This is a genomic window from Microbacterium sp. ISL-59 (assembly GCF_018613945.1).
GTDB lineage: Bacteria > Actinomycetota > Actinomycetes > Actinomycetales > Microbacteriaceae > Microbacterium > Microbacterium oxydans_B.
In genome coordinates, this window is sequence record NZ_JAGGPG010000002.1 from 761,489 (window position 1) to 773,675 (window position 12,187).

The 12,187-nt window shown below is 68.6% G+C and carries 12 protein-coding genes; 3 read left to right on the forward strand and 9 right to left on the reverse strand.

Features of this window, described 5'->3' with window-relative positions; genetic code table 11:
* Position 1: 1 nt before the first annotated feature.
* Positions 2-250, forward strand: coding sequence for a phosphoribosylformylglycinamidine synthase subunit PurS (gene purS, locus J7E45_RS07775; RefSeq protein WP_017204254.1), 249 nt, complete (start codon positions 2-4; stop codon positions 248-250).
* Complete coding sequence (gene purQ, locus J7E45_RS07780) at positions 247-954, forward strand: phosphoribosylformylglycinamidine synthase subunit PurQ (RefSeq protein ID WP_091032641.1); 708 nt, start codon at positions 247-249, stop codon at positions 952-954. The genes purS and purQ overlap by 4 nt, the downstream gene beginning before the upstream one ends.
* 64 nt (positions 955-1,018) lie before the next feature.
* Here the strand turns inward: purQ and J7E45_RS07785 are convergent, their stop codons facing one another.
* The 7 genes from J7E45_RS07785 to J7E45_RS07815 form a co-directional block, all read right to left on the reverse strand.
* The gene (locus J7E45_RS07785) at positions 1,019-2,266 is read right to left on the reverse strand and encodes a hypothetical protein (protein ID WP_251053896.1); all 1,248 of its coding nucleotides are present in this window, start codon (positions 2,264-2,266) and stop codon (positions 1,019-1,021) included.
* Positions 2,267-2,444: 178 nt separating this feature from the next.
* Entirely contained in the window at positions 2,445-3,581 is a 1,137-nt protein-coding gene (locus J7E45_RS07790; protein ID WP_215068302.1) for an ROK family transcriptional regulator, read from the reverse strand.
* A 40-nt stretch (positions 3,582-3,621) separates the two neighbouring features.
* Positions 3,622-4,740 (reverse strand): ROK family transcriptional regulator, encoded by a 1,119-nt coding sequence (locus tag J7E45_RS07795; RefSeq protein ID WP_167381575.1) that lies wholly within the window; start codon positions 4,738-4,740, stop codon positions 3,622-3,624.
* Between the two features lie 49 nt (positions 4,741-4,789).
* Complete coding sequence (locus J7E45_RS07800; RefSeq protein WP_215068304.1) at positions 4,790-6,253, reverse strand: hypothetical protein; 1,464 nt, start codon at positions 6,251-6,253, stop codon at positions 4,790-4,792.
* A 31-nt stretch (positions 6,254-6,284) separates the two neighbouring features.
* A complete protein-coding gene (locus J7E45_RS07805; RefSeq protein WP_215068306.1) occupies positions 6,285-7,154 on the reverse strand; it encodes a carbohydrate ABC transporter permease in 870 nt (289 codons plus the stop codon).
* Positions 7,151-8,125: a carbohydrate ABC transporter permease gene (locus J7E45_RS07810; RefSeq protein ID WP_208617645.1), complete on the reverse strand. Its 975-nt coding sequence runs from the start codon at positions 8,123-8,125 to the stop codon at positions 7,151-7,153. The genes J7E45_RS07805 and J7E45_RS07810 overlap by 4 nt, the downstream gene beginning before the upstream one ends.
* Positions 8,126-8,236: 111 nt before the next feature.
* On the reverse strand, positions 8,237-9,559 hold the full coding sequence (locus tag J7E45_RS07815) for an extracellular solute-binding protein (protein WP_215068308.1): 1,323 nt from the start codon (positions 9,557-9,559) through the stop codon (positions 8,237-8,239).
* Between the two features lie 254 nt (positions 9,560-9,813).
* On the opposite strand from J7E45_RS07815, the gene J7E45_RS07820 reads away from it, so the two are divergent.
* Positions 9,814-11,466, forward strand: coding sequence for a beta-N-acetylhexosaminidase (locus J7E45_RS07820; RefSeq protein ID WP_215068310.1), 1,653 nt, complete (start codon positions 9,814-9,816; stop codon positions 11,464-11,466).
* Between the two features lie 30 nt (positions 11,467-11,496).
* On the opposite strand, the gene J7E45_RS07825 is transcribed toward J7E45_RS07820, so the two are convergent.
* Both J7E45_RS07825 and J7E45_RS07830 read right to left on the reverse strand, forming a co-directional pair.
* Positions 11,497-11,925 (reverse strand): DUF1761 domain-containing protein, encoded by a 429-nt coding sequence (locus tag J7E45_RS07825; protein WP_215068312.1) that lies wholly within the window; start codon positions 11,923-11,925, stop codon positions 11,497-11,499.
* Positions 11,926-12,006: 81 nt separating this feature from the next.
* Positions 12,007-12,159, reverse strand: a complete 153-nt coding sequence (locus J7E45_RS07830) for a hypothetical protein (RefSeq protein WP_215068315.1) — start codon at positions 12,157-12,159, stop codon at positions 12,007-12,009.
* Positions 12,160-12,187: the final 28 nt, after the last annotated feature.

Below are 12,187 nucleotides of genomic sequence, written 5' to 3' on the forward strand. Positions count from 1 at the left end.
CATGCCCACCATCGTCGTCGACGTCATGCCCAAGCCCGAACTGCTCGACCCGCAGGGTAAGGCCGTCTCCGGCGCCTTCGCCCGCCTCGGCGTCGAGGGCTTCACCGACGTCCGCATCGGCAAGCGCTTCGAGCTCACCGTCGAGGGCGAGGTCACCGACGAGGTCCTCGCCGAGGCCCGGCGCATCGCCGACGAGGTGCTCTCCAACTCCGTGATCGAAGACGTCGTCGGCATCGAGGTCGCGGAGTGACCACGCGCATCGGCGTCATCACCTTCCCCGGCTCGCTCGACGACCGCGACGCGCAGCGCGCCGTGCGCATCGCCGGCGCCGAGCCCGTCGCCCTGTGGCACGGCTCGCACGACCTCGAGGGCGTCGACGCGCTCGTCCTCCCCGGCGGCTTTAGCTACGGCGACTACCTGCGCGCCGGCGCGATCGCGGCGCTCTCGCCGATCATGTCCGAGGTGAAGGATGCCGCCGCCAAGGGCATGCCCGTGCTCGGCATCTGCAACGGCTTCCAGATGCTCGTCGAGGCGCACCTGCTGCCCGGCGGACTGATCCGCAACAACCACCAGCACTTCGTGCGCCGCGACCAGCGCCTCACGGTCGAGAACTCCGACACCGCCTGGACGAACGCGTTCCGCAACGGCCAGGAGATCGTGATCCCGCTGAAGAACGCCGACGGCGGCTACATCGCCGACGAGCAGACCCTCGACCGCATCGAGGGTGAGGGTCTCGTGGCCTTCCGCTACGCCGGCGTGAACCCGAACGGGTCGCTCCGCGACATCGCCGGTGTCACGAACGAAGCGGGCAACGTGGTCGGCCTCATGCCGCACCCCGAGCACGCCACCGAGGCGGGCTTCGGCCCCGACACCGCAGCCGCCATGCGCAGCGGCATCGACGGACTCGACTTCTTCACGAGCGCCATCGCCGCCGTCGCCCGCGTCGCCGCGTAACCCGACCCACCCCCTTCGGTTCGAACCAGCCCCTTGCGTCTGCACGCACGGGGGCGGCTCGTCCTCAAGAGGCCGGGTCGACCGGCAGCACGAACGGGTTGTCCTCCGCCGATGCGAGCAGGTACCACGCCGTCGCGCCGGTGTGCAGGCTCGCGTAGTAGAGATCGCCGAAGCCCGAGTCGAGGCCGTCGTTCGAGGTCGCGACGATCCCCTTGCCGTCGCCGTTCGGGGCATCGCGCTGGGCCAGACGGATGCTGTGCAGCAGCGTCTCCGCCGTCTCGGCATCACCCGCACCGTCGCGCAGCCGGAGAGCCAGCGCCAGGTGTCCGCTGCCCTCGAACCACGCCTTTGACACGTCGACCTCGCTGATCGACGGTCCGGTGTAGGGGCCGTCGGTTGCGATCAGGTTCTCGAGGGTCCAATCCAGTGCCGCCCCGTAACGCGGGTCGCCGGTGGCGAGCGAGCTCCATGTCTGCGCGTCGAGGGGGATGGGCCGGGTGTTGATCGTCGAGCCGTCGAGGCCGGTACCGGTGTTCACGTGGCCGTCGGCGCTCTGCATCGCCGCGACGAAACTCGCGGCGACGGCCGCCCGATCTGCCCACACCGTATCGCCGGTGAGCTGCGCCAGCTGGGTGAAGAACCCGACCACGTCGCTGTTGTGCTCCGTGGACTTCCAGGTCAGTGACGTGCCGTCCTCGAGCTGGCCGCCGGTGTAGCCGTGCGGCGCCCGGGCCATGTCGGCCGTGTTGTCCTGGATCCACTGACCGACGCGCAGCGCCCCCTCGAGGTACCGCGGGTCTCCGGTCGTGTGCGCGAGTCGAGTGAGGGCCATCCCGACCCAGGCCTGGTTGCCGGTGAAGGTCCCAGGGCCCGTGATCTCCACTCGCCCCTGCCGGATGCCGTGCGGCTCATACGACGCGCGGGTGCGCCCATCACCGATCGGGTCGTTCTCCTGCACGAAGAGGAGGGCGTCGCCGATCGTCCGCGCACGTCGGATGTCGTCCGGCAGACCGCGGGCGGTGTACGCCATGACCACCAAGGCGTCGTCGTAGACGAACGACGGCGTGAAGTCCCAGCTCGGCGTGGTGAAGAATCCCCCCTCGTAGCTGCGCGGCAGGCAGCGGCCCTCGCCGTCGCAGAACTGATCGACGCGCGCGTCGAGGAACTCGTAGGCCAGCGTGACCGAGCGCGAAGGATCCGGGATGCCCTCCCCGGACGTGGAACCGTCAGCGGCGGCGAAGGCACCCGAGACGGCGGGCACGGCGGCCGCGAACACCGCGGCGACGAGTGCGGCGGTGAGCACCGACGGCATCCTTCGGCGCGACGAACCGGACATCGGAACCTCTCTGGCAGGACCACGGTCCGCGTGCGGTCCGTGGGCGGCCGGACGGCCACGTTAGGAACATTCGCACAGCGAGGGCCCCCGCAGAAGTGGCGAAGGTCTAGTTTCTCCGCCCGTTCTCGCGCCTCACGCGCGTGCGAGGCTCGGCTCAGCGGATGCCGAGTTCCTCGGCGATCACGAGAGCAGTACCGCCGAGCAGCACGATGTCGTCGCCGCGCACGGCCACGCGGATGTCGAGGGCATCGGTGACGATCGCCAGCGTCTGCTCCTCGATCGTCGTCTTGGCCTCTTCGAGGAACACGCCGCCCACGATGTCTTCCGGACCGGACAGCACGACCTGCTCGAGCCCGAGAGCCGTGACGACCGGAGTCAGCACCCGCCCCAGGGCCCGCCCCGCCGCACCGAGGACCTCGGTCGCGGAGGCGCCGGGTTCGGCCAGCAGCTGGCGGATGTACGGGACGGCGGCGACCACTTCCAGGCATCCGCGGCGACCGCACCGGCACCGCGCGCCGGCTTCGTCGATGAGGACGTGACCGATCTCTCCGGCGGTGAACCGATGACCGGTGACGAGCGTGCCCCCGACGACCACGCCGCTGCCGATGCCCTGTCCGATCCGCACGAGGACGAGGTCGTCGACGGCGGGTTGACCATAGGTCCGGGCGGCGAGGGCGGCGGCGTTGGCATCGTTGGCGATGTGCACCGGCACGGGGACCACCGCGGCGATCGCCGAGCCGACGTCGAGGTCGTGCCAGTCGAACGCGACCGCCTCCCGCACCACTCCCTCGGCGTTGACGACGCCGGGCGACCCGACGCCCACGCCGAGCACGCGGACGGTGGAGCGTTTCACGAGGGCCGAGGCCAGCGCGCACACCTTCTCGAGGAGTGCGGGTCCGGTCGCCCCGTCCATCGGCACGCTCATCGAGTGCACCACTTCGCCGTCGAGGCTCATGATGGCGCCGGTGAGCTCGGCGTACGCCGAGAGGTCGAGGGTCACCACGTGATAGGCGTGCGGGTTCAGCGCGATGGACGTGCTCGGCTTGCCGACGCGCCCTCCCGAGCTCGGCTCGTGCTCGAGCACGAGCCCCTCGGCGATGAGGTCATCGACGATCCGGGAGACGCTCACCCTGGTCAGTCCGGTGACCCTGGCGAGGTCGGCACGGCTCATCGCTGCTCCGTGGAACAGCGTCCGCAGGATCAGCGAGCGGTTCACCTGACGGGTGTGCTCCGGAAGCGCCTTCTCCGTGCCGCGGCTCGCCACGATCGCATCCGCTTTCCTCGACCCCATCAGGCACGCCCCCGCTCATGACGGCATCCGACCCCCGTGGTCACGAGATGCCCAGCTCCGCCGAGAGTACCGCGACGGCCGCCCCCTGCAGGCCGAGCAGCCCGCCGTCGGAGCCGATGTCGACACCGATCGGCCGCGTGGTGGCGGGGAGGGTACGAGCGGTGAGGCAGCGCTGCACCGCGGCGGCGAAGTCGTCGTCGAGGACGTCTTCGGGACCGGCGAGCACCACGCGTGTGGCACCGAGCACGGCGATGATGGGCGCGACGGCCGCGGCAATGGCGTCGGCGGCGTCCTGCACCACACTCTCCCGCGACTCCCCCTCGTCCATCCGCCGACGAAGCTCGGGGATCGCGACGATCGATTCCAGGCATCCGTGCCGGCCGCACGCGCAGGCCTTCTCCCGGTGCGGGGCCACGACCACGTGCCCGATCTCCCCCGCGGCGAAGTCCTCACCGACGATCAGCTTCTCGCCGACGATCAGCCCGGCGCCGACACCCCGCTGGATGGTGAGGATCAGGATGCTCCGACCGTCGTTCTCGCGGAACGTGTGCACGGCGAGCGCCATGCCGTTCGCGTCGTTGACGATGTGCACGGGCACCCCGAAGCGTTCGTGCAGAGCGCCCCGCACGTCGGCGTCGAACCAGCCGAGGTGCGGCGCATACCGGACCACGCCATCCCGGTCCACGAGGCCGGGACTGCTTACGCCGATGCCGAGCACGGGTGCCGGTGCCTCGCCGATCAGCTCCTCCACCATCGCGATGACCCGGGCGATCGTGGCCGCGGCGTCGCGTCGATCGACTTCACCGTCGAATCGCGTCAGCGTCGAGGCCTGTCCGCGCAGGTTCATCACCGCTCCCCGGAACGCCTGCTCATCCGACAGGTCGAGGCTGATGATCGACCGCGAGTCGTCGTCGATGGCCACCAGGGTCGCGGGCTTGCCCACGCGCACAGCGGCGGAATGCCCCGCTTCCACGAGGATGCCCTGCTCGATGAGCTCGCCGACGATCGCCGACACCGTCACCTTGTTCAGTGCGAACAGGCGAGCGATGTCGGCCCGGCTGCGCGGTCCTTCGTGGAACAGCGCCTGCAGCAGCATCGCGCGATTGCGGACGCGGCCGTGCTCGGGGAGGGCCTTGGTCGTGATGCGGAGTTCTGCCACGGCTCCATCCTCCCTCGTCCGGGTTCCGGCCGAGATGCTCGGGGCGTCCTCAGCCACGCGCACGTCGACGCCGGGGCAGCAGCACGGCACCGATCGCGGTCGCGATGGCCGCTGCGGCGATGAGGCCCACCGGGGCCGCGGATCCGCTCTCGGCGAGCGCTTCACCGCCGCCCTCGGCATCCGCGGGCATCCCTGTCGGAGCACCCGTGCCGGGGGTGGTCGGCGGCTCCGCGTCGACGGCCAGACGGAACGGGTTGTAGCCGGTGACGGCGAGCAGGTACCACGAGGTCGCGCCGGTGTGCAGACTCGCGTAGTAGAGGTCGCCGAAACCGGTGTCGAGTCCATCGCTCGATGACGCGACGATGCCTCTACCGTCGCCGTTCACCGCTTGGCGCTGCGCGAGCTCGACGCTGGAGAGGATCTTCTGCACGTACCCGGCATCGCCTTCGCCGCCCCGAGCGCGCAGCGCGAGAGCGAGCTGCCCGCTGCCCTCGAACCACACCTTCGAGACGTCGGCGCTGCTGAAGGCCGGCCCTTCGTAGGGGCCGTCGACCGCGTGCAGGTTGTCCACCGTCCAGGTCAACGATGACGAGTACCGGTCGTCGAGCGTCGCGAGATAGCTCCAGGCCTGCGGGTCCTCGGGCGTCGGGTAGTAGTTCGTCGTGACACCGTCGGGGTTCGTGCCCGTCCAGAGGTGCCCGTCGTCGTCCGCCTGCATCGCGGCGATGAACCCCTCGGCGATCGCGGCCCGGTCCGCCCATACGGTGTCGCCGGTGAGGGTCGCGAGCTGGGTGAAGAACGCGGTCACATCGATGTTGTGCTCGGTGGATTTGAACGTGAAGGACGTGCCCGCGGCATCCTGCCCGCCCGTGTAGCCGAACGGCGCCCGGACGGTGTCGGCGGTGTTCGTCTCGATCCAGTCGCCGAGGCGCACGGCACCATCGAGGTACTTCTGCTCCCCGGTGATGTCGAAGAGGCGGGCGAGCGCCATCCCCACCCACGCCTGGTTGCCGGTGAACGAGGCCGGGGACCCGATCTCCACCGCGCCGTCCCGGAGGCTTCCCGGCTGATACGAGGCGCGGGTCCGTCCGTCGCTGTAGTCGGGGTCGTTCGCCTGGACGAAGAGCATCGCATCGCCGATCGAGCGCGCGCGGCGGATGTCGTCGGGCAGCCCCCGCGCGGCATACGCCATCACGGTCAGGGCGTCGTCGTAGAGGAACGACGACGTGAACTCCCAGGTCGGCGTCGAGAAGAATCCGCCCTGGTAGCTGCGCGGCAGGCACATCCCGTCGGCGCTGCAGTACTCATCGACCCGCCCGTCGAGGAACTCGTAGGCCGCCGCGGCGGACGCGGCATAGTCGGAGCTCCCGTCGGGGCTCACGAACCAGTCGTCCTCCGCCGTGGCGGCAGCGGCCGAGGCCGAGGCTGCGGGAGCGATGCTCACCGCGATCGCAGCGGCCACGACGGCCGAGATGAGCACACGTCGCAGGGGTGTTCCCGATGATCTCTTCATGACGCTTCTCTCTCCGATGAGGTGCACGATGTCAGCCCTTGACCGCGCCGGCCGACATGCCGGTCACGAGGTTCCGCTGGATGATCATGAAGAACACCACGACCGGCAGCGCGAACAGGGTGGCCGCGGCCATCTGCCCGCCGTAGTCGGTGCCCATCTCGCCGCCCACCGAGACCGTGAAGGAGTTCAGCCAGACCGGCAGCGTGTAGTTCGCCTGGTCCTTCATGAACGTGAAGGCCACGATGTAGTCGTTCCAGGCGGCGATGAACGCGAACACGCTGCTCGAGATGATGCCGGGCATCACGAGCGGGAACAGGACCTTCGTCAGCACCTGCCAGGTCGACGCGCCGTCGATGCGCGCGGCCTCGTCGAGTTCGATCGGGATGGCGAGGAAGAATCCGCGCATGACCCAGATCGAGAAGGGCAGGACGCCCGCGACATAGGCGAAGATGAGGCCCCAATAGGTTCCGAGCAGCCCCATCGAGTTGAAGATGAGGAACTGCGGGATGAGCAACGCGGTGGCGGGCAGCATCTGGATGATGAGGATGAGCACCAGGATCGGCCGCCGTCCACGGAACCGGAAGCGCGAGAGGGCCGCGGCGGCGAACAGTCCGAGCACGATCGAGAAGATGACCGCGCCGGCGACGACGATCACCGAGTTCTGCAGATAGACGAGGAATTGACCCTTGCCGATCGCCGTGAAGAAGTTGTCGAGCGTCGGCGACTCCGGAAGGAAGTGCGGGGTGCTGCTGAGCATCTCGGACCGCGGCTTGAACGCCGTGTTGACCATCCAGTAGACGGGGAACGCCCACACGATGCAGAAGAGGATCGCGATGGTGCTGCTGATCCAGGGCCGGCGCCGGCGGCGGCGCTGCCGGGTGGTGGTGGTGGTGAGGGTCACAGGTCTTCTCCCGAACGCACGAGGTTGCGGATGTAGAGGGCGCTGAGCGCCACGAGGATGAGCGTCGACGCGACCGCGATGGCCGATCCCGCCCCGATCTGCAGGTTGCCCGAGAAGGCGGTGGTGTAGGTGAAGACACCCAGGGTGGATGTCGCCCCGTCCGGGCCTCCCTCGGAGATGAGCCAGATCTGGTTGAACACGTTGAAGTCCCAGATGATCGAGAGCATCGTCACCAGCAGCATCGTCGGTGCGATCGAGGGGAGCACGACGACCCGGTAGATGTTCCACTCGGAGGCTCCGTCCAGACGCGCGGCCTCTTTGAGTTCGGGCGGCACCTGCGTCTCGGCGGCGTAGAGGGTGAGGGCGATGAACGGCACGGCCTGCCAGACGACGAGGAGCCAGATGCACACCCAGGCCAGCGTGGGGTCGGACGCCCAGTCGACGCTCGTCATGTCTCCGAAGAGACCGGTCTGCGTCAGCATCCAGTTGATGACGCCGTACTGCGGCTGGAACAGCCAGGACCAGACGATCGAGGAGGCCACGTTCGGCATCGCCCAGGCGAGGATCAGGACGACCGTCGTGAGGTAGCGCAGCGACGAGGGCAGCCGCGTCATCAGGTGGGACATTCCCGCACCGATGACGACGCTGCCGCCGACCAGGGCCGCCGTGAAGAGGACCGTCCGCAGGAGCGACCACCAGAACTCCTGATCGGCGAGCACGGCGGCGTACTGGTCGAGTCCGACGAACGAGAAGGCGCCGGTGAAGAGCGTGCGCTGGTTGTAGTCGGTGAACGACGTGAAGACCAGGAACCCGATCGGGAGCAGGGTGACGAACAGGATCATCAGGCCCGCGGGCGTCAGCAGCCAGAACGGAGCGGTCGATCGGCGCAGGCCCTTCTGCCCGTTCTGCCGGGGCGCGCGCGGCGGAGTGGTCGTGGGGGTCGGGGGTGAGGCAACAGCGGTGTCGACCAAGGACTCGCCTTTCGTGGTGTCGGGACGACGGTGTCGCCGGGGACGCGGTCGTCGTCGGACGCGGGAGGTGCCGTGCGATCGGTCATGCACGATCGCACGGCACCGGCCGCGCTACTTCGTGTTGAGCGCCTTGTCGGCGGCGGCGTCGAAGTCGGCGGCGGCCTTCTCGACGGACTTCGATCCGGAGGCGATCGACGAGAACAGGCCGTTGACGTCCTTGTTGCTCTCGATCGTCGTCCAGTTCGCGTTCGCCGGTGTCGCCTTCGAGTTGAGCGCGGCGGTGAAGAAGCTGACCTTCACGTCATCCAGCGACTCCTGGGCGAACTCGATCCCCTCGGTGCTGTTGGGGATCCAGCCGTCGACGCCGAACACGTAGTCCTGCTGGATCTCGGGGCTCGCGGCGATCTTGACCCAGTTGAGCGCGAGATCGCTGTTCTTCGACTTCACCGGGATCGCCCAGTCCGAGCCACCCAGCATCACCGGCTGCGTCTCGCCCGAGATGCCCGGGAAGGGGAACGAGCCGAGGTCGTCTTCGAGTTCCGGGTCGATCTTGAGGATGGCGCTGGTGTTGGTGTTGAGGATCGCCGAGGTCTTGCCGTCGGCGAAGATCTGGCTCTGGTTCGGCTCGATCGTGTCGAGCGTCGAGGAGGCCTTCGACGAGTACGCGTTCTGGAAGGTCTGGAAGGCCTCGAGCCCTTCGAGGGACTCATCGGTGCTGAACCCGGAGGTCCACTCGCCCCCCTTCTCGCTGGCGATGTCGCCGCCCGCGTCCCACACGAACTGCAGCCCCGCGTACCAGTACTGACCCGGAAGGTAGAACGCCGAGAAGTCGGGGGTCTGCGCGTTGGCAGCCTTGACCTTGTCGAGCGCCGCCGTGAACTCCTCGTACGTGGTCGGCGCCTCGGTCACACCGGCCGCGGCCCACATGGTCTTGTTGTAGATGACGGCACGGGCGCCCGCGAAGCCGGGAACGCCGTAGAGGCTGCCGCTGATCGTCGCCGGGTCGACGAGTCCGTCGAGCCAGGTCTGCCCCTGAGCGAGGTCGTCCTTGTAGGGCGTGAGGTCGAGCAGACCGCCGTTGGCGCCGTAGCTGGCGACCTGGGTGTTGCCCACGTCGAGCACATCCGGAGGGGTGTCGGTCGCGAGTGCGGTCGTGATCTTCGTGGTGATCCCGTCCCAGGTCTGCACCTGGAGGTTCACCTCGGCACCGGTCTCCTCGGTGAACTTCGCGTTGATCGCATCGAGAGTCTCGGGCGTGTAGTCGCCGTCCATGACCCAGACGGTGAGCTTCTGTCCCTTGCCATCGACGTCGGGGACCTTGCCGTCGGTGGGTGCGGCGCCTTGACCGGCACCGGCGGAACCGGAACATGCGCTCAGCGCGAGAGCGGTCACGACGCCGAGTGCGCCGATCGCTGCCAACTTCTTGATTGCCACAGAACTCTCCTTGGTGAATGGGAACCGCAATTGTCACGTCGATGTGCTTGGCGGGTGAAAGTTAGTACACCTCTGTTTCATATCCCTTGTCAATCATTTCCTTGCGAGATGTGGAACTGTTATATTTCTGCGCGATGACGGTGTTGTTTCCAAATCGACCGCGATTAGGGTTCTGCAATTAGGTCACTTTATTTACTAACTATTAGGCCATGAAACCAACGAATTCAGGATCTCCTCTCATGCATTCAGACCACATGCCCTCGCCGACTCTCCTTCCCCGAGCTCAGAGCCGGAATTCGACCGAAGGGGAGTTCGAACTCACGCCCGTCACGACGGTGTCGACGCACGCCGCGCTCCTGCAGCCGGCTCTGCGTCTCCAGGAGCGGCTGCGCGCCGCGATGGGGTTCGTCCTGCCGCTCACGGTCGACGACAGCAGCGACGAGCGACCGCGCGAGCAGGACTCGCGAATCCGGTTCGACCTCGACACCGCGCTCGAACCGGAGGGCTTCGATCTGCAGATCACGACGGCGGGCGTGCGCCTCTCGGCCGCCGACGCCCGCGGCGGGCACTGGGCGGTGCAGGCGCTGCTGCAGCTGTTCCCGCCGGCGATCCATCGACACTCCCCTGTGCGCGGCACGCGGTGGGCGGCGCCGGCGACGCACGTGCGCGACGCCCCGAAGTTCGCGTGGCGCGGCGCCATGCTCGACGTCGTCCGGCACTTCACTCCGGCACGGGAGGTACGGCGCTTCATCGACCTGCTCGCCATGCACCGTCTCAACACGCTGCACCTGCACCTGACCGACGACCAGGGCTGGCGCATCGCAATCGACCGCTACCCGCTGCTCACCGAGATCGGCGGGTGGCGTCCGGAGAGCCAGGTCGGTGCCGTGCACGGTTCCCCCGGCGACGGTCGACCCCACGGCGGCTTCTACACGCAGGACGACATCCGCGAGATCGTCTCCTACGCGGCGGAGCGCGGAGTCACCGTCATCCCCGAGATCGAGCTGCCGGGGCACGCACAGGCGGCGGTGGCCGCCTATCCGCATCTCGGAGTCGGACAGAACGCACCGGATGCGCCGTGGACGAAGTGGGGCATCAACCCCGTCATCTTCAACGCGGAGGAGACGACGATCGACTTCCTCACCGGCGTGCTCGACGAGGTCATCGACCTGTTCCCCTCGGAGTACGTCTGCATCGGCGGCGACGAGTGTCCGAAGGTGCAGTGGCGCGAGGACCCTCGCACGCAGGAGCGGATGCGGGAGCTCGGCCTGCACGACGAGGAGCAGCTGCAGAGCTGGTTCATCGGGCGGATCTCCGACCACCTGCGCTCTCGGGGCAAGAAGCTGCTGGGCTGGGACGAGATCCTCGAGGGCGGACTGGTCCCCGGGGCGAGCGTGCTCTCCTGGCGGGGGCGGGTCGGTGCGCTGGCCGCGGCCCGCTCCGGGCACGACGTCGTCGCCTGCCCCGAGGACACGGTCTACCTGGACTACCGCGAATCGGCGCTGCCGACGGAGCCGATCCCGGTGGGCACGGTGACCACGCTCGAGACCGTCTACTCGTTCGATCCCGTTCCCGCCGAGCTCGATGCCGCAGAAGCCCGCCACGTCATCGGCGGTCAGGCGAACCTGTGGACCGAGCACATCGACTCGGCGCGCGGCCTCGACTACCGGGCCTTCCCCCGGCTCTGCGCTCTCGCCGAGGCGCTGTGGACCGACGGCGAACGCGACTTCGCCGAGTTCCAGCCCCGGCTGGTCGAACACCTCGCCCGCCTGGAAGCCGCGGGTGTGGAGTACCGCCCGCTGGACGGTCCGCGGCCGTGGCAGCAGCGACCCGGCATCACCGGGCGCCCGTCGTCGGTCGAGGAGTCCGCCGCCCACCTCGCGGCCATCACGGCGAACATCGGCTGACCTCCGCGGAGGCTGCCGGCACTCGACGACCTAGCCGAGTGCCGGCGGCCAGACGCCGATGATCACGGCCATCACCACGACCGTGACCAGCTCGTGGGCGATGTTCAGCGTGGTCAGCCTCGTCGAGCGGCCCTCGAACGCATCGTGGGTGATGAAACGCGCGGCCGTGAAGCCGGCCCATAGCGTGACCGCCGTGACGATGGTGCCCCAGAAGAACGCGCCGCCGTAGAAATGCCAGGCGATGGCGGATGCCCCGGCGAGCACCCACGCCGTGATGAAGCTGACGATGACCGTGGTGATGATGGGCCACATCGCCGTGGCCGGGGGACGGTCCATGTCGACGTTCGCCAGCTTCGACCAGCGGGTGCCGAACACCTTCGGGGCGTACCAGATCGAGCCGACGATCATGCTCGACGCGGTGGCCGGCAGCACCGCCCAATAGTTGATCTCGGGAACCATGACAGCCTCCACTCATCGGATGCCGTCAGGCTACTCCTGCGGTGCGGCAGCGCGGGGAGGAGGTCGACTCCACTTCCCGCGTCACGACTGTGCGAGCAGCTCCTCCACCTGCGACCGCGTCGGGATCGAGGCGACCGCTCCCCGTCGCCCGACGACCTCGACCCGATGCGCGGGCACGGCGATGACCTCGTCGTCCCGGCCGAGCATGAGCCCGACGGCTCCCCTCGTGACCACGCTCGCTCACGCCACGAAGCGTCGAGTT

Bases quoted from the DNA above. Each gene is read 5' to 3' on its own strand.
- J7E45_RS07785 (WP_251053896.1), bottom strand. From the start codon at position 2,266: ATGCCGTCGGTGCTCACCGCCGCACTCGTCGCCGCGGTGTTCGCGGCC.
- J7E45_RS07790 (WP_215068302.1), bottom strand. From the start codon at position 3,581: ATGGGGTCGAGGAAAGCGGATGCGATCGTGGCGAGCCGCGGCACGGAG.
- J7E45_RS07800 (WP_215068304.1), bottom strand. From the start codon at position 6,253: ATGAAGAGATCATCGGGAACACCCCTGCGACGTGTGCTCATCTCGGCC.
- J7E45_RS07820 (WP_215068310.1), top strand. From the start codon at position 9,814: ATGCCCTCGCCGACTCTCCTTCCCCGAGCTCAGAGCCGGAATTCGACC.
- purS (WP_017204254.1), top strand. From the start codon at position 2: ATGCCCACCATCGTCGTCGACGTCATGCCCAAGCCCGAACTGCTCGAC.
- J7E45_RS07825 (WP_215068312.1), bottom strand. From the start codon at position 11,925: ATGGTTCCCGAGATCAACTATTGGGCGGTGCTGCCGGCCACCGCGTCG.